Origin of the sequence: Candidatus Liberibacter asiaticus, from assembly GCF_000590865.3 — a bacterium.
Classification (GTDB): Bacteria; Pseudomonadota; Alphaproteobacteria; order Rhizobiales; family Rhizobiaceae; genus Liberibacter; species Liberibacter asiaticus.
This window is the reverse complement of sequence record NZ_CP010804.2, coordinates 517,924-535,277: the sequence shown is the minus strand read 5'-3', so window position 1 is coordinate 535,277 and position 17,354 is coordinate 517,924. Positions and strand designations below refer to the sequence as shown.

Below are 17,354 nucleotides of genomic sequence, written 5' to 3'. Positions count from 1 at the left end.
GTTATTTTGACTATTGACGATATCGCTGAATAGATTTATCACGTTGCTCAGCATCAGGAGGCGTAACCATGCGCGGAGAAAATAAATCCAAAGGATTCACTACCTGTGCTGCTAAATTATTCTGATATGCACATCCATAATTAGTCCAATTACGATTTCCTTTAGCGTTACCTAACATGTCTTCTGGCCAGAAGCCACATTTCCCAGCACTAGGCTTACTTGCAAAATAACTAAGCCGAATAGTATCCACATCCATTCCATAATCAGCATCGTATATTCTTTCAGAGATAGACGAAACTGGAATCCCACTAGAAATGATAATTTTACGTATATCTTTGACAGCACGCCGTATAGAAGCAGAAGACACCGTCGGACTTGGAATCAATAGAAAAAGAACACTCGCACTATCATTTTTGTATTTCTCTAAAAATCCACGTATCGTATCATGAATAGGATATTTTATCTCTCCTCTGCCTGCTAATAACGGTATGTCTACAATTTGCTCTACTTTTCTCATCAAAATTGGATATCTATCACGGTAATCACTTCCCTCATCATAATAAGCCAATGCACTTGTTCCATAAAACAATAGGAGAAAAAACAACTGTCCCAGCATAAGGGTTCTCAAAAAAAAATTTTTCCAGAATATTGTCTTTAAACAGCTTATTAAGCTTCTCATATTAGCTAGCCCCTTGAAACACACACCTCCGAATAAAATTGTTATCATATATTCCACCATCATTTATAAATAAAACCAATTGCACCTTTATAATTCTGTCCTTCAACCTCTGATGCTTCCTTAGGCCCATAAATTTTATTAACCCGATTAAAGAAAAATGCCTTAGCATCATCTTCAACACTATAATGGTCATCTGGACGACTTAAATCTCTCATTGCAACAGGCTTAACAAGGAAAGGAGTCGCGGCAATAAATATTTCTGTCTCCTCCCTATTAAAACGACTATTCCTAAACAAAGCTCCGAGAATCGGTATTTTAGACAATAATGGAATCCCTTCCTTGAGTTGCTGTATATCATCTTTCAATAACCCCGCCAAAACTATTGTACCCCCAGATGGCAATTCAACAGTAGTATCCGCCTTACGCACACGATATGATGGCATATCACCTGCATTGACTCCGATTACTGGCTCTGAAACCTCTGTTTGAATACGCAATCCAATCCGTCCCGGAGAGAGAACAGTCGGAGTAAAATGTAAAACAACACCATAATCATGAGTGGTAACACTAGTCGCACCTGTAGAACTACTCACAGTTTTGTACAAATGTTGTCCACCAGATGTAAAACTAGCACTTTGACCTGAAATAGCCGTCAAAGTTGGCTCTGCTAAAGTGCGAATAGCAGTTGCTCTCTCCAAAGCATGCAAAACAGTCTCAAAAGAAAATCGATCAAGAACACCCTTCACAGAGAAATCACCTCCTTCAGAAACAAACTTACCTCCAAAATCAGCTGCAAAACTTTTCGAAGGACCAGAAGAAGAGCCCGTGATACTATGTTGGAATCCTATTTGTTTTAATATGTCTCGCCTTACTTCTGCGATGGTCACTTTAAGGGTTACTTGATCTTCGCCTGCGATATTCAACAGATTCATCACTTTTTTACTAGAAGAATTCGCATACTGATTTCTGCCACTTTGTGAAAGGAAAGTCTCTGACAGCTCAACAGCCCGCTGCGAATCCTGAATAGTACGCACCATCCCATGTAAAACAACAGTATCAGATACCATTTCAACACGGATGTTTGAATCAGCTATGAAACGTCGTAAAGTCATTTCAAGATGAGCAATATCGCGTTCGATTAAAATATCAAGATTCAACATTTGCTTACCATCATGCCCAATCAAGATGACATTCGCCTGACCTACATTCTTTCCAAAAAGATACATAGTTCTCGGAGAATGCACAACAACATCTGCCTTAGTTGGATCGGATACCAGAACATCTTGCACATCAACGGGTACTTGTAAAATAATTACCTTATTTAAACCAATACTGATCTTCTTACCTTTACCTATTTCCACATCACTGATATTAATAACAGCAGCATTTGCCTCTTTAATTGGTGGTAACTTTGCTACTGAAGGATTCGAACTGAAAAGAAAAATACTCATCATCGTAAAGAAAGTGCGTTGCAAATACCTCATTATGATATTCCCTCTCCATCCTTATTCACAATAACACCTGCTTTGATAATTTGGATTTCTTTACCTTCTTCTTGAACATCCCAAACATCAGAATCCTCTGAACTAGAAGGATTTAAATCCGCTATAGATCGCAATACTAGTGATAACTTAGCTACCGATTGTGCCGCAACTAGCGCCTTTGCTTGCATAGGCGTCAACTCTAATGTAGCAGTACTCCCGACTAATACCCGTTCATCCGAATCTATATTGTGATCTATTGCAATAACACGTATGTTGCTGAGAACCACTGTCACCGTCGGTTTTCTTTCAGAAAGAGAACGCACCATTACAACATCTACATGATCGTTAGGCTTAATCATGCCTCCAACTGCACTAGAAATCGAAATGTCCATCGTAGCAGCACGCTTACCCTTTGGAAGAAGAGACGACAGTCCACCATTCCCGCGATCCACCAACTTCTCAAGACGAATGGGATCCCCTTTCAAAATGGGAACTCGTACTAACACCCCATCTAATTCTTGCATAGCATTGGGTTGATGGACATCATCAATAAAACCATCAAATACATTCTCTTCAGGGAAAGCAACCCATTCTAAAATATTAGGAGTCACCACCATCCCTACCGCTAGATCGCCCTTAGAAATCAATACGTTAATAAACTTAGCTGGATTCTCAGTTATAACCTCTTCTGTCTGAACATGATGGGGAGATACAAGGCGCATCGCTATAATACCTGCCACAAGCGCAAAGACTCCCGAAACCACTATTCCCATCAGTCGAGTTAATTTCATTTTTTTTCCTATAAAAATTTAAAAATAGTAAATATAATTAATAAAGAACAATCATCTGAATAACATAAAGATCATATTTAATAGTATCAATAAGGTTAAAAAACGCCAAAATTACGCAGAAAGGCCCATTAAAGCAACTTTAAACAAGTATGAATCCGGATAACTAATTAATCCTCCCATAGATATTGCAATACCATAAGGAATTTTGTTTTTCATAAGAAAACTTTTCGGAACAAACATTCCAAATATAGGAATATGATTAGTAATCATCCTGACAGTTAAAATAAAGACAGATAATATTCCGCCTAAAATAGCAACAAAAAATAAAAAACTTAAAAAAGAGGGCGTCCAACCAAACCATACAGCCGTTGACGTCAATAATTTTACATCCCCTCCACCCATAATATTAAACGCAAAAAAACAAAAACAAATGATAAAAACAATCAAACCAACCAATAAATGTAAAGCTATTAACTCATAATCCATACCCAAAAGAAAAGCAGTCAACAAAAAAGAACCAAGCATGACAATCGAAACTCTATTAGGTATCATTGCAGAGAAAAGATCAGATAATGCAGCAAAAACCAAACAAAAAGGAGGTATAAGAAATACAGCAGAAAAGACCATTTTACTCTCTTTCATAGATTCTACTTCTTAGAGCACAATTATGCATAAGAATAGAAGAACCCTAAGCCTTTAACAAGAAACTACTGATTAGCATTCATAAAGATGCCAATCAAATCCTGCCGAAACTCACAAAACGTTGATAACTGACTGACTGACTGACTGACTGACTGTATATAACCCAATAATAACTTTCAAGCGAATAGATTCCCTGAGAATAAATGATTGTTTGTAATCGTGAATTCTGCTGTCATGGTAATTCATCAACAATCGCATAAAAATATCTTTTAATTCAAAAAAACAACACATCACTCGCATAACATTAACATCCGATGCAAGCTTCGCCTCTTTCTATATTATCAAGTTCCATTAAAATAATTCCTTTAGATGTATCCTTTTAAATTCAAAAAAAAAATTTATAGTCCTAAAGATTGACAATCCATAAACTAAGGCATTTTTCTTAACGGATCGTTTCTTCACGAGCTTTTATTTGGCTTAACATAGGATTTTTTATTCTTAGCAGGGGATTGGATTCTCTTCGGAGACTTCTTAGAAGATTTAGTCTTCACAGGAATAGAAGTTGGCTTAGCAGGAGGTTGGAGTCTTGTAGAAGGATTCGAAGATTCAGGCTGCATAGGAACAGAACCTGGCTTAGTAGGAGGAACATCCCCCTTATCTAATTCCGTTGAGATCGTCTGGTAAACACCTTTCATCCTATCTCCAAGCGTACTAACAGCGCTAATAATAGCCACAGAAACAAGAGAAGCAAGCAAACCATACTCAATAGCCGTTGCACCCGAACCATTTTTTAAAATTTTTTTTATAATATTCATTTTCATAAAAATCATTCCTGAATTAGAGTAAAATTACCCAAGGAAAATATTATATACCTCGGAATATAAAAATATAGTTTTTATACTATAATATCATTCAAATAATTGCAAAATAATCAAAATAACATGTAGAATTAGAACCGAAAAACAAGATTAAGAATTACCGATAAAATAAAGATAATAGAAAACGTTATTTGACCAATGCTATTGGAATATCTCTAAAAAAAGCACTGATCGATTTCTCTCTAATATCTGCCCATAAAAAAATAATGGCTATAACAGCAAAAGAACTCAGCAAAAGAATCTCGATAAGTCGTTGCATTAACGCATAACTTATTGTTCTTTGATCAAAACAAGATGATGGGATAAATATTAAAATAAACATCAAATAAAGTATACATATACGTTAGAACTTTAAATTATTCAGAATACAAGCACAATAAAGTTCAATGATTCAAATCAGATATAAAATGGCAAAAACCCAAACAACCGCTAGTAATTCCTATGATTGTTACAATTGTTTGGGTATTGCTGTTAAATATCCATCTTGATTATGATTCTGGTCATGATTTTGGATTTAGCTTACTTGAAATATCCGCAAAAACTGCTGTCAACTTACCGCCAAGCGTGGTAACGGAAGCGATAATGGCTACAGCAATAAGAGAAGCAAGCAAACCATATTCAATAGCCGTTGCACCTGACTCGTCTTGTAAAAAATTCTTCACAATATGCATTTTCATAAAAATAATTCCTAAAATAAAATAAAATAAAACTACTTAAAAAACCTTTTAATATGCCGCAACATATCAGAAAATAATCTATATGCGACATTAGTATTACAATACCAAATTTAGGCTTTTATTCCTTTTTCGATATCTTCGAAAACTTTGCTCAACTTACCGCCAAGCGTGGTAACGGAAGCGATAATGGCTACAGCAATAAGAGAAGCAAGCAAACCATATTCAATAGCCGTTGCACCTGACTCGTCTTTTAAAAAATCTTTTACAATATTCATTTTCATACAAATAATTCCTGAACTAAAATAAAACTACTCAAGGAACCTTTACTAATATGCTAAACATATTACAACGGAATCCACGTCCGATGTTAGTCTTAAAAATATTGCGAAATAAGCAACATAATATGTATAATTAATGCGATATGCAAAAATATGTTGTAGGATCGACTTATCTGTTGGCTGTAGCTGTTCAAAATAAAGGTAAGTACTGTACCAGCGTCACCATAATCCTACCAAGAACACTGCCCAAATATTTCTTTAGAATTCCCCTATAAAAAGGCATACTTAATAGGCTATCACACGTCTAACTCATCGTTTTTTCTCTAACTATAACGACGAAAAACGGTTTTCTAAAACTGCAAATCAAGCAAAAGCATGCAATGTACACATGTCTTCAAATTGTTCATAAAACAGTAAGATAAAGTTTAAGTTATTCAAATAAACCTAAAATGGTAAAAAACAAAAACAACCGTTAGTAATTCCTATGACTGTTACAATTATTTGGGTATTATTGATGCTCAAGCGGTTGAATAAAATCACTCAAGGAACCTTTACTAATATGCCAAACATATCAGAAAGGAACCCATACGCGATATTAATATTAAAACACCAACTTTAGCTGATAACAGAGGGGAGTGATTACCCTATAGTAGTCTAGGAAGCAGCTGGAGAAGTCGTAACTATTGCCTTATCGATAGCTTCGAAAGCCTTTTTCAACTTGCCGCCAAGCGTGGTAACGGAAGTGATAATAACTACAGCAATAAGAGAAACAAGCAAACCATATTCAATGGCTGTTGCACCCGACTCGTCCTGCAAAAAATTCTTCACAATATGCATTTTCATAAAAATAATTCCTAAATTAAATTAAATTAAATTAAATTAACAAACCCCTTAATATGCGGAAACATATCAGTAAAGGGATTTATAGGCGATATTAACATTAAAATAATCCTAAAACAATCAAGATAATACGTGGGATTAATGCAAAATGTATTGTAGAGTCACTGTCAGAAGGACTGAACCATCAATTGTGGCTATTCAAAATAAGAGTAAATGCTGTTAACCAGCGTCGCTATAATCCTGCCAAAAGCACTGCCCGCTTCAACAAAAGCTCAGCAGAGCATACTTGATAGACTTTGCTTGCATTAAAAGTGTAATTATTCAAATTGACTATAAAATGGCGAAACCTCAAACAGCCGCCAATAATTCAAATTCCTATCACTATTGCAATTATTCTGAGATTATTGACACTTAGACTGGTTGAGCACTGGCCTTTAGAAAGTACCGTTGAAACCGTGGTGAAAATTATTTCAACTTACCGCTACCGCCAAGCGCGACAACAAAGCCGATAATAGCTACAACAACAGGGCAACAAGCAAAACATATTCAGTAGCCGCCACACCCGAATCGTAATCAAGATTATTTACAGTTTGCGACAATAAAAAGTCTAGATGAATATGATATGCAAAGATATATTGCCAATAATTAAAAGAATTATCAAGGCAATGACAACGATATTTCCCGTCACCTAAACCCTAGGCGACTGCCGATAACTTCTATTACCCGCAATCGCCTAGATATTCTAGGCTTTCAAATATTCTTCTTATTATGTTCTACCATAACCAATACCAGTATTATATCTCGATCTCGGAGGCATCTCCGTAGACGTAGGCGTCACTGGTCTCGTAACCGGAGGCTTAGTTGTTTGGTGAGACATCTGGTTTGCGACTTCTTCAAAAGCTCCCTTTAACGAACCTCCAAGCTTTGTAACGGCGGCAATAATAGCTACAGCAATAAGAGCAGCCATCATACCATATTCATATAGCCGCTGCACCCGACTCGTCTTTTAATAATTTATTCATACAATTGATCATAGCTTTAACTCCTTAAATTAAAGACGCAAAAAGATCAAAAGCCATAAAATATACTCTTGACAAACATAGGGCTGTTAATTACTTAGTCTGATGACAATGCGACATTGGAATTTAGCAAAACAATCCTTATCATTTTCGAACCAGATGCAGAGTACTGTTAAAAAATAGAACGGGTTAGACGTATCTATTATTGTGTTCACAACATCCTTGAGAAAACTAAGGATTGTTTGCCATCTCTCGCTCGACTTACTAGTCGAAAGTCTAAAATACCTTTAATTATTTTGCAGACTTCGCGTTAGATATCCGGTTTGCGGCTTCTTCAAAAACTCCCTTTAACGAACCTCCAAGCATTGTAACGGCGGCAATAATAGCTACAGCAATAAGAGCAACCATCATACCATATTCAATAGCCGCTGCACCCGACTCGTCTTTTAATAATTTATTCATACAATTGATCATAGCTTTAACTCCTTAAATTAAAGACGCAAAAAGATCAAAAGCCATAAAATACACCCTTAACAAACATAGGGCTATTAATTACTTAGGCTGATGACAATGCGACATTGGAATTTAGCAAAACAATCCTTATCATTTTCGAACCAGATGCAGAGTACTGTTAAAAAATAGAACGGGTTAGACGTATCTATTATTGTGTTTATTGTGTTCACAACATCCTTGAGAAAACCAAGGATTGTTTGCCATCTCTCGCTCAACTTAATAGTCAAAAGTTTAAAATGCCTTAAATTATTATAGTAAAAAATGAAAAATATATTCCATTTTAATAAAATTTGTCGGTACTTCCTTGATATATTAAGAGTAATATTCGTTGCACCTCAATAAGCGATCAGTCTTACATTAACAAAATATGTTGATCAACTTTTCTAGAAAGATAAAAATATTTGCAGAAAAGTATATAACATGATCGCACGGTTTACTACTGTCTGAGTAAATGGTTGGTACTTCGAATACGGCATGGAGTATTACAAATGAATTAATTCGATAACAAATAGACACAAATCAATCACCTCCCAATACCCCTTTGCTAAATGAAAAAAAGCAAGGCTTCCTTTATCCTTCAAGCTTGACTTTGTTCAACTTAATTCAAAATAATCCACATATGTACAGTTAAAAAATAACACTTATTAATAAATCAGCGTATAATATATTGGATGACCGGCAAATCCTCTATAGAATGGTTTCTTGTCAAGAAATTTCAAAAAATTTACTACAATTTAACAAATAAGATTTACAGTTTATACATTTATTTTTATTAAAAATATTACTTACAGGCTAAATTTATGGCACGCACTCAGATCGCATTGGCTTTATCTTTTTTTATGATAACTCATAGTTATTATGCGTTTTCGCAAGATGAAATTAAGAAGAATAATCCTACGTTAGAAAAAAAGCCCATCGTCCTCATGAAGCATGAAATTCAAGAAAAAAAACCCTTGCCGCCTTTACCTCCTTTGCATCGTAAGCGCCAAAGAGAAATTAAAAATGAGACTGTAAGAAAAAAAGGAATCCCAACAACGGCATCTCAAAAAACACCTGAAGATAATAGCAATCGTATCCGTATAGCAGTCGGACAGTCACTTATCTTGCAGTTCGATGTACTCCCTAAGCAAGTAATTGTTGGTGATGATAAAATAGTAGATGTTTTAGCCTTGGAAAAAGAAAAAACCGTAGTCATTACAGGCAAAAATCTTGGATCCACTAACATCATCGTTTTGGGACACAACAATGATATACTCCTTGACACAGAAATAGCTACGTTTGCAAATGAACAAAGTACTGTGCGAGTTTATACTCCAGGAACACTATCTTTCTTATCCTGTACTCCAAGATGCCTACCCTCCTCTCCTCCCGTCAGGTAAAGATCTTAAAAGATAAATCTTTAGTAAATTTTCTTAAGTCTAACCCTGATCATCTACCTGACGCGCTTCTGAAACAAGCATGATAGGCACGCCAGACCGTATTGGATATGCTAGAGATGCTTTTTTTGATAATAGCTCCGTACCTTCCGAAATAAGTGTTAAGTTACCTTTTGTCAAAGGACACACTAAAATCTCTAGCAATTGCGGATCTATATTAAAAATAGTTTCTCTCATTACTAATAAACAATCTATTGCAACCTATTTTCACAATGAGTATACGCGCGAGCAAGTACAATTTTCATAATTGCAATCAAAGTCTGTGCACGAGCTCTAAAATCAGGAGCTTCTAGTAAGGCTTGTTTTTCCTCTTCACTAAAAGGAGAAAGCATCGCAAGTGAATTAACCAATATCTCATTACTAGCTTCCTCAATACTTTCCCAATCGGCATCCAAATTATTCACCGTTAAATAATTGCGAAACACTTCTAACAAAGCGACCCTATCAACACCATCGTTATCATTTCCCGCAAGATCCGATATAAATGGAGCAATATAAAAACAACGCCAAGAGTTTAACTGATAGGCTTCCTCTAGCAATCGGAATCGACAAACACCGATTACAGTCATAATATAATGACCGTCATCTGTTTCCACAAAAGACGTGATACGACCAATACAACCAATTTGAGACAAACCATTATCACTATTCGCAAGAAAACCACTGATTGCTGGCTGAACTAACCCTATTAATCTATCCCCTGCTAATACAGAATCAAACATAGCAATATACCGCCGTTCAAAAACGCTAAAAGAAAAGCGACTGCCCGGCAATAACAACATACCTAAAAGAGGGAAAATCGGCAATAAACACGGTAAGTCTTCACGATTTTTGTATATTGTATTACCAATTTTCATCAATATCACCACTCGTACGTACGCCTATAAAACGTCACATGCTTCTACCATTATTACAAAGACTAGTATAGTTATCTTAACATTTTTATCATAGGAACTCATGATGGACGTATTACTATCAAAATACAAGAACTATCAAAGTCAAAAGCGTTATTGTACAGAGTTAGGGTTATAGGCTGATTTTTTCAAGATACGACGCAACCTTGCAAAAACAATAAACATGATGAGAGATACCTTTTAGTATCAGAAAATATAATGTAACCTATGAAGAAACCAATTTTCCTATTATATTAATCTAGAGAAAAAAGCATAGAACTTTTGATTTTACGAAAGAATTTTAGAAACTCATGATTAAAACACCTTACTATTTGATTGATAAACAAAAACTTTTGAATAACTTAGACACAGCTCTGTATATTCGGAAAAATGCTGGAGTAAAATTACTTCTTGCGCTCAAATGCTTTGCCGCATGGGGAATGTTTGATACGTTGAATCAATACATGGATGGCACAACTTCTTCATCTCTGTATGAAGTTATGCTAGGACATGAAAAATTCGGTGGGGAAACACATGCTTATAATGTCGCCTATAAAGATTGTGAAATTGATGCAGTGCTTTCTAATTGCGATACAATAATTTTTAATACTGTTTCTCAATTAAATAAATTTAAAGACAAGGCACAAAAACTACACAAAAAAATCGGGTTGCGCATTAATCCATCTGTATCTTATTCCAAGTTCATTCTTGCTGATCCCAATCGCCCTTTCAGTCGTCTGGGAGAAAAATGCAAGGACAAGATAGAATCTGAAATCAAAAATGTTAACGGTCTGATGTTCCATAATAATTGTGAGAATAAATCTTTCCTTTGCTTCAGCGCAATGCTAAAAAATATTGAGAAAGAATTTGGTCACTTCATCACCCAAATTGAATGGATTAGTTTAGGTGGGGGAATCCACTTTACCGATAAAGACTATCCCGTAAAGGATTTTTGTCAACGGCTCAAGGAATTCTCGGAAAAATATTCTGTTCAAATCTATCTAGAACCAGGAGAAGCTATCGTAACCAATACCACAACCTTAAACACCACTGTACTTGATATATCCGAAAATATCAAAAACCTAGTGATTGTGGATTCCTCTGTCGAAGCCCACGTACCCGATTATTTACTTTATCAAGAATCAGCAACTATATATCCTAACACAGGCCCTTATACGGCTATGGTATGTGGAAGGTCTTGCCTTGCAGGAGACATATTCGGCGAGTTCCATTTTGAGAAACCCGTCAAAATTGGAGATAGGATATCTTTTGAAGATGTTGCAGGCTATAACATCAATAGAAAGAATTGGTTTAATGGGATAAACATGCCTACAATCGCAGTGAAAAATGTGGATGGTACAATAAAAGCTATACGCGAGTTTTCCTACAATGACTATTATAACAATCTTTCTTGATCAAAAGAAATAAAGAGCATACCTATCACATAATGAGATCTATACATCAATAGAGAAATCCTACAGCTATGAAAAAGAACGTTTTAATTATTGGTGCTGGAGGCGTTGCACACGTCGTGGCACATAAATGTGCTCAAAACAATGATATTCTTGGAGATATCAATATAGCATCGCGCACACTCCAAAAGTGTTCAAAAATAATTGATAGCATCTACAAAAAAAAATCACTGAAAATTGATGGTAAGCTTGCAATACACCAAGTAGATGCTTTAAATATTAAAGCGGTAGTAGAATTAATTAAAAAGACAAATTCTCAAATTATTATCAATGTTGGCTCATCTTTTCTCAACATGTCGGTGTTACGCGCCTGCATTGACTCAAATGTAGCATATATCGATACTGCTATTCACGAATCTCCCCTTAAAATATGCGAATCTCCTCCGTGGTACAACAATTACGAATGGAGTTTGCTCGATGAATGTCGCACAAAATCTATTACTGCTATCTTAGGCGCAGGCTTTGATCCAGGAGTAGTCAATGCTTTCGCTCGCTTAGCACAAGATGAGTACTTCGATAAAATAACAGACATTGATATCATAGACGTTAATGCTGGAAAACATGATAAATATTTTGCAACAAATTTCGATGCAGAGATCAATTTACGCGAGTTTACAGGAGTGGTTTATAGTTGGCAAAAAAACCAATGGTGCGTCAACAAAATGTTTGAAATCAGTAGAACATATGACCTCCCTACCGTTGGACAACATAAAGTTTATTTAAGTGGGCACGATGAAATCCATTCCTTATTTAAAAACATACAAGGCGCCGATATACGATTCTGGATGGGATTCAGCGACCATTATATCAATGTATTCACAGTATTAAAAAATATTGGACTTCTATCGGAACAACCTATAAGAACAGCAGAAAACATAGAAATAGCACCTTTAAAGATAGTAAAAGCTGTATTACCCGATCCTTCTTCGTTGGCACCAAATTATCAGGGAAAAACCTGTATCGGCTGCCTTATTAATGGGATATATCACGGAGAAACAAGAGAGATATTTCTGTATAATATTTGCGATCATCAAAATGCATATCAAGAAATAGCCAGCCAAGGAATATCCTACACCGCTGGAACCCCCCCTGTCGCAACAGCTATTTTAATAGCACAAGGCATCTGGGACATTGGAAAAATGGTGAATATCGAAGAACTCCCTCCGAAACCATTCCTCGGCACTCTCCAAAGAATGGGGCTTGCTACATCGCTCCGCACAAATCACAAAGAACACCAGTTACAATTTGATGAAAAGCTCATTAATCAATAGTTTTTTTTAAACCGTCATAAAAAATATAAAAAGATATTAGGAATAAAACCTTTTTCCTACTACATTAAAGTTGGATTTTTATATAACAGGGGTTTTTATACCGTGATAACGCTTTTTAAAGTAACAACATGACTTCTAAACGCATATTATCGCAAGAGCAAATCTTAACCATTGCTCTCTTTTACGCAGATTCTGGAGTCTATTGGGTTTTTGACGAACCTAATAACGAAGCAACATACGAATCACAAAGAAAAGAAAAATCCATTGATTCTGCCATACAACCAATAACAAATATTCGTCATATACACTCTCCATTGGTACAACAAGCTGATTCAATCGCTCAAAAAGCTTGTTCATTACATGAACTCAAATCACTACTGCGTTCTTTTCATGACTGTCATCTCTGTAGCACATCTCTTTCTACTATTTGTGCCACTCAAACAGAAGGACAGGACCTCATGATTATAGGCTATACACCTAGCGATAGTGATAATATTAGCGGAAAACCTTTTTCAGGAAAGACAGGAAATATGTTAGACAAAATGCTCCAATCTATCGAAATTATGAGAACACAAATTCATATATCCATGATTTCTCCATGGCATCCTCCAGGGAATAGGAATCTATCTAATATAGAAATGGAGATATGTCGCCCTATTATAATGAGACAAATTGAACTTATCTCACCCAAAATACTCTTGTTCATCGGGAATAAGACGAAAAACTTCTTTTTCAACAACGATGCTCAGAAAACCTATCAAAATCTTGGGAAATGGAGTAATCTCTGCACCCCTCATAGTATCATTCCAACATTAGCTACAGTGCATCCTCAAGAACTGATTCAATATCCCCTTATTAAGAAAAATACCTGGCACGCTTTGATAACCCTCAAAAAAGCCTTGAAAAACTTATAGTGATCGAACCACCTCTCTGAAGTACAATGCAATTTATGCATTGCTGTTATTCATTAATATCACTTCTTTTCCAGTATTATTTATGTATTATATACGCGTGTTCTTTTTTAATATCCTAAGGGGTATTTATCCGAAGTTCGCTCCAAGAAATTTCATAAATTATTTTTATAATAAATTTTTATATATTTTTTCATCGCGCATAAGGATACCTTACAAGGTGTCCTTATATTTCGCAGTCAACGAGCGTGCTACCTTTAAGCAAGGGGAATATGTAGCGTCTCCCCCATTACTGCTCGTCTTATGTCTTCATTTTAATATTTTCTACCTTGAACAGGATACATTCAATAAGTATTTATCGGATAGTATGCCATTCTTAAATAATTCATAATGCAAAAAACACTACAAATTTTTCTTAGAATGCAAACCTATCCCCTAAATATAAACGTCGTACATCTTGATTATCAATAATCTCTTGTACCGTACCATGCGCTAGAACTCCACCTGCGTGAATTATATAGGCACGATCAATCAAGGTTAATATCTCATGCACATTATGATCTGTTATCAGAATACCAATCCCACGAGAAGCTAAATCTCGAATGAGAACGTGTATATCAGAGATAGCAACAGGATCTACTCCAGCAAATGGCTCATCAAGTAAAATGTAAGAAGGAAAACTCACGAGAGAACGAGCTATTTCCAAACGTCTTCGTTGTCCCCCAGATAATAATGGTGCCAATACATGACGCCACTTCGTAATATTAAACTCTTTCAAAAGAGAATCCAATTTTTCATGACGCTTCTTTTTATCTTTTTCATATACTTCTAAAACTGCAAGAATATTTTCTTCAACGGTTAGCCCTCGAAAAATTGAAGCTTCCTGTGGCAAATAACTAATCCCAAGGCGAGCCCGCCTATACATAGGCATTTTTGTTATATCATTCCCATCAATTTTAATTGAACCACTATCCGCGCAAATCAAACCTGTCATCATATAAAAAAAAGTCGTCTTTCCCGCCCCATTAGGACCAAGCAATCCCACTATTTCACCTGGTTTAACGTATAAATCCACACCTTTAACTACATACACTGAATTATATTTTTTCGTTAAAGAACAAGCAGATAAAAGACTGTCTTTAGAAGCTCTATTCTCCTGAAACTCTGGCATCTCAATACCTAAGTAATTTCTAATCGATTTCATGGACGCCCGTCATAACGTATTATAGATTGTACCTGGTCAGATTCACATCCTTGCAAACTAGCAAAACTCGTATCTATATTTACAATCAACTTACAACCTAAAAATGTATTGAGCTTTTCTTTTAATATCACTTTATCTGCACGATCTCCGTTCAAAACCAAGATTCTCTTTTGGAAATCAACATAACCATTGCTAGCTATGACATTAATTTCTCCTGATTGTATAAAGATATTCCTCTCTACATCCATGCGATTAATTTTATTGCTAACATCACGATTCGTATTATTATAATCGATTGTCATTTTGTCGGCTTGTAAGGAAAAATCCTCTTGAGTCATGAATACATTCCCCTTAAAAAAAGCCTTTTGAACCGCATCCTTAACCTCCAACATATCGGCCTTGATATGAATTTTTTCATTCCCCAACACTTTAAACCTTGTCATATAAGAAGCTGCTGCTTGAGATAAGTCAGCTTTTAATAAAACAAATACCAAGGCTAATAGATGTATGTATAGATGTATACTATTCAAAAAAGCACTCATCAAAACTCAAAAGGAAATATTTTCATGCCTTAATTCTCTTTTTTTTGCAATACTCCAGGATTCACCACTACAGATACTTGTCCTGCAAAAACAGCACTTCTACTGCTATTTTCTATTCTAGCAAAATTTGCGGAAAGTACAAAATCCGAATGTGTAATTATCACAGGATCCGAACTATTTATAGTGATGTTTTTGACATCTAGAACAGCGGTTTCAAAATCCAACCGGAGATTATCCTTAACTTTCATTTTGAAAGGTTGTGAAATATACAAGGTATGATTAGCTAAATTAAAGCGCGCAGAATGTGCAAATAGATACATATCACCATATTCACTACGTTGCGTGGGCACAGTTAATTCAAAATCCTGCAAAAAAATAATACCTTTTCCACTATTAAAACTAGTTTTCGCACGCTCTGCAACTAATGAATATTTAACACGATCCTTACTATAATCCGATAGAATAAATTTTTTCATAATCATAGGCTCAAAGTCCAATAAATCTATCGAAGATTTGGAAAAAGTGGAAATGCGTATCCAAGAAGAAAGCAAAAACCAACCTACAATCGTTACAGTCGCAAAAGGGAAAAAAAATTTCAAGAACTGTATAAACCGAACATGCTGACGATATTTGCTTCTTTGCAATAATATTTTATTTCTTCTATCCAGATGATCCAACTGATTATTCCCCTAATGCAATTACGGTGAGCTTTGCATATAGCCATACTAATGATCATCCCTATCATAATGAAAATATTTGAACTTGCAAAATAATCAATTTTATCCCACAATAGATCCTTGGATAATTCTGTGTGAAACATCAAAAATTTGGTGTTTCGTTTCTTGCCTTGTAGCGTGATAGCATGCGCTTAATGATAAGGTGTTCAAAAATTACATTTAAGTGGTTCTTCTATTATGGAATTTGTATTAAAAAAAATAAAAACCCGATATGTGATGTTGTCGTTAGTAACACTGACCGTAGTATACTTTTCTTGGAGTTCACACGTTGAAGATAACAGTCCCCACGTAGCAAGAATAGCAATCCGAGGACAGATAGAAGATAGCCAAGAACTAATAGAGCGCATCGAAAGAATCAGTAGAGATGATTCTGCAAAAGCACTCATCGTATCATTATCCTCTCCAGGAGGATCTGCATATGCAGGTGAGGCAATATTTAGAGCTATCCAAAAAGTTAAAAATCGAAAACCAGTAATTACGGAAGTTCATGAAATGGCTGCATCTGCGGGATATTTAATTTCTTGTGCTAGCAATATTATTGTAGCAGCTGAAACTTCATTGGTTGGGTCTATTGGGGTACTCTTCCAATACCCATACGTCAAACCATTTTTGGACAAATTAGGGGTGTCAATTAAATCTGTTAAATCATCGCCAATGAAAGCAGAGCCTTCTCCGTTTTCAGAGGTAAATCCGAAAGCAGTGCAAATGATGCAAGATGTGGTAGATAGTAGCTACCACTGGTTTGTAAGACTTGTTTCTGAAAGTCGTAATATCCCATATGATAAAACCTTAGTTTTATCCGATGGGCGTATTTGGACAGGAGCTAAAGCTAAAAAAGTAGGATTGATAGATGTTGTAGGAGGGCAAGAAGAGGTCTGGCAAAGCTTGTATGCACTGGGAGTCGATCAGAGTATTCGAAAAATAAAAGACTGGAATCCTCCGAAAAATTATTGGTTTTGCGATTTAAAAAATCTGTCAATATCATCTCTCCTAGAGGATACTATCCCGTTGATGAAACAAACGAAGGTTCAAGGATTATGGGCAGTGTGGAACCCTTGAAATTTCTAAAATGCATTAAAATAGGATA

Annotated in this window: 21 protein-coding genes; 5 read left to right on the top strand and 16 right to left on the bottom strand. The window is 35.6% G+C overall.

The features are described from left to right. Positions 1-10 precede the first annotated feature (10 nt). From CD16_RS02420 to CD16_RS02370, 11 genes are all read right to left on the bottom strand, one after another. The gene (locus CD16_RS02420; RefSeq protein ID WP_236301233.1) at positions 11-679 is read right to left on the bottom strand and encodes a CpaD family pilus assembly protein; all 669 of its coding nucleotides are present in this window, start codon (positions 677-679) and stop codon (positions 11-13) included. 59 nt (positions 680-738) lie between these two features. Beyond that, positions 739-2,163, bottom strand: coding sequence for a type II and III secretion system protein family protein (locus CD16_RS02415; RefSeq protein ID WP_015452435.1), 1,425 nt, complete (start codon positions 2,161-2,163; stop codon positions 739-741). Further along, entirely contained in the window at positions 2,163-2,954 is a 792-nt protein-coding gene (gene cpaB / locus CD16_RS02410) for a Flp pilus assembly protein CpaB (protein ID WP_015452434.1), read from the bottom strand. Before cpaB ends, CD16_RS02415 begins: the two co-directional genes overlap by 1 nt. 111 nt (positions 2,955-3,065) lie before the next feature. Then, positions 3,066-3,596, bottom strand: a complete 531-nt coding sequence (locus tag CD16_RS02405) for an A24 family peptidase (RefSeq protein WP_015452433.1) — start codon at positions 3,594-3,596, stop codon at positions 3,066-3,068. A 458-nt stretch (positions 3,597-4,054) separates the two neighbouring features. After that, positions 4,055-4,417 (bottom strand): Flp family type IVb pilin, encoded by a 363-nt coding sequence (locus tag CD16_RS05925; protein ID WP_015452432.1) that lies wholly within the window; start codon positions 4,415-4,417, stop codon positions 4,055-4,057. Between the two features lie 184 nt (positions 4,418-4,601). Continuing rightward, positions 4,602-4,733, bottom strand: a complete 132-nt coding sequence (locus CD16_RS05880; protein WP_015824888.1) for a hypothetical protein — start codon at positions 4,731-4,733, stop codon at positions 4,602-4,604. Between the two features lie 241 nt (positions 4,734-4,974). Continuing rightward, complete coding sequence (locus tag CD16_RS02390; RefSeq protein WP_015452430.1) at positions 4,975-5,151, bottom strand: Flp family type IVb pilin; 177 nt, start codon at positions 5,149-5,151, stop codon at positions 4,975-4,977. A 110-nt stretch (positions 5,152-5,261) separates the two neighbouring features. Then, positions 5,262-5,432 (bottom strand): Flp family type IVb pilin, encoded by a 171-nt coding sequence (locus tag CD16_RS02385; RefSeq protein ID WP_015452429.1) that lies wholly within the window; start codon positions 5,430-5,432, stop codon positions 5,262-5,264. A gap of 651 nt (positions 5,433-6,083) precedes the next feature. Continuing rightward, the gene (locus tag CD16_RS02380; protein ID WP_015452428.1) at positions 6,084-6,272 is read right to left on the bottom strand and encodes a Flp family type IVb pilin; all 189 of its coding nucleotides are present in this window, start codon (positions 6,270-6,272) and stop codon (positions 6,084-6,086) included. Between the two features lie 763 nt (positions 6,273-7,035). Next, positions 7,036-7,263: a Flp family type IVb pilin gene (locus CD16_RS05920; RefSeq protein ID WP_015452427.1), complete on the bottom strand. Its 228-nt coding sequence runs from the start codon at positions 7,261-7,263 to the stop codon at positions 7,036-7,038. 316 nt (positions 7,264-7,579) lie between these two features. Next, entirely contained in the window at positions 7,580-7,762 is a 183-nt protein-coding gene (locus CD16_RS02370) for a Flp family type IVb pilin (RefSeq protein WP_040055300.1), read from the bottom strand. Between the two features lie 839 nt (positions 7,763-8,601). Between CD16_RS02370 and CD16_RS02365 the strand changes: the two genes are divergently transcribed. Further along, positions 8,602-9,180, top strand: coding sequence for a pilus assembly protein N-terminal domain-containing protein (locus CD16_RS02365; protein ID WP_015452426.1), 579 nt, complete (start codon positions 8,602-8,604; stop codon positions 9,178-9,180). Between the two features lie 39 nt (positions 9,181-9,219). Here the strand turns inward: CD16_RS02365 and CD16_RS02360 are convergent, their stop codons facing one another. Next, the gene (locus CD16_RS02360; RefSeq protein ID WP_015452425.1) at positions 9,220-9,414 is read right to left on the bottom strand and encodes a Trm112 family protein; all 195 of its coding nucleotides are present in this window, start codon (positions 9,412-9,414) and stop codon (positions 9,220-9,222) included. A 14-nt stretch (positions 9,415-9,428) separates the two neighbouring features. Then, positions 9,429-10,094: an LON peptidase substrate-binding domain-containing protein gene (locus CD16_RS02355; RefSeq protein ID WP_015452424.1), complete on the bottom strand. Its 666-nt coding sequence runs from the start codon at positions 10,092-10,094 to the stop codon at positions 9,429-9,431. Positions 10,095-10,441: 347 nt separating this feature from the next. Between CD16_RS02355 and CD16_RS02350 the strand changes: the two genes are divergently transcribed. The 3 genes from CD16_RS02350 (at position 10,442) to CD16_RS02340 (ending at position 13,787) form a co-directional block, all read left to right on the top strand. Continuing rightward, complete coding sequence (locus CD16_RS02350; protein ID WP_015452423.1) at positions 10,442-11,545, top strand: carboxynorspermidine decarboxylase; 1,104 nt, start codon at positions 10,442-10,444, stop codon at positions 11,543-11,545. A gap of 68 nt (positions 11,546-11,613) precedes the next feature. After that, positions 11,614-12,873 (top strand): saccharopine dehydrogenase family protein, encoded by a 1,260-nt coding sequence (locus CD16_RS02345; protein WP_015452422.1) that lies wholly within the window; start codon positions 11,614-11,616, stop codon positions 12,871-12,873. Positions 12,874-13,001: 128 nt separating this feature from the next. Next, a complete protein-coding gene (locus tag CD16_RS02340) occupies positions 13,002-13,787 on the top strand; it encodes a uracil-DNA glycosylase (RefSeq protein WP_015452421.1) in 786 nt (261 codons plus the stop codon). 412 nt (positions 13,788-14,199) lie between these two features. Here the strand turns inward: CD16_RS02340 and lptB are convergent, their stop codons facing one another. From lptB to CD16_RS02325, 3 genes are read right to left on the bottom strand one after another with little or no spacing between them, the layout of a single operon-like run. After that, positions 14,200-14,988 (bottom strand): LPS export ABC transporter ATP-binding protein, encoded by a 789-nt coding sequence (lptB, locus tag CD16_RS02335; RefSeq protein WP_015452420.1) that lies wholly within the window; start codon positions 14,986-14,988, stop codon positions 14,200-14,202. Continuing rightward, positions 14,985-15,518 carry an LptA/OstA family protein gene (locus CD16_RS02330; RefSeq protein ID WP_236301232.1) on the bottom strand — a complete coding sequence of 178 codons (534 nt, stop codon included), beginning with the start codon at positions 15,516-15,518 and terminating at the stop codon, positions 14,985-14,987. The genes lptB and CD16_RS02330 overlap by 4 nt, the downstream gene beginning before the upstream one ends. 41 nt (positions 15,519-15,559) lie before the next feature. Continuing rightward, positions 15,560-16,207, bottom strand: a complete 648-nt coding sequence (locus CD16_RS02325; protein ID WP_015452418.1) for an LPS export ABC transporter periplasmic protein LptC — start codon at positions 16,205-16,207, stop codon at positions 15,560-15,562. A gap of 237 nt (positions 16,208-16,444) precedes the next feature. Between CD16_RS02325 and sppA the strand changes: the two genes are divergently transcribed. Further along, positions 16,445-17,326 (top strand): signal peptide peptidase SppA, encoded by an 882-nt coding sequence (gene sppA, locus CD16_RS02320; RefSeq protein WP_031934863.1) that lies wholly within the window; start codon positions 16,445-16,447, stop codon positions 17,324-17,326. The last annotated feature ends 28 nt before the right edge of the window (positions 17,327-17,354 follow it).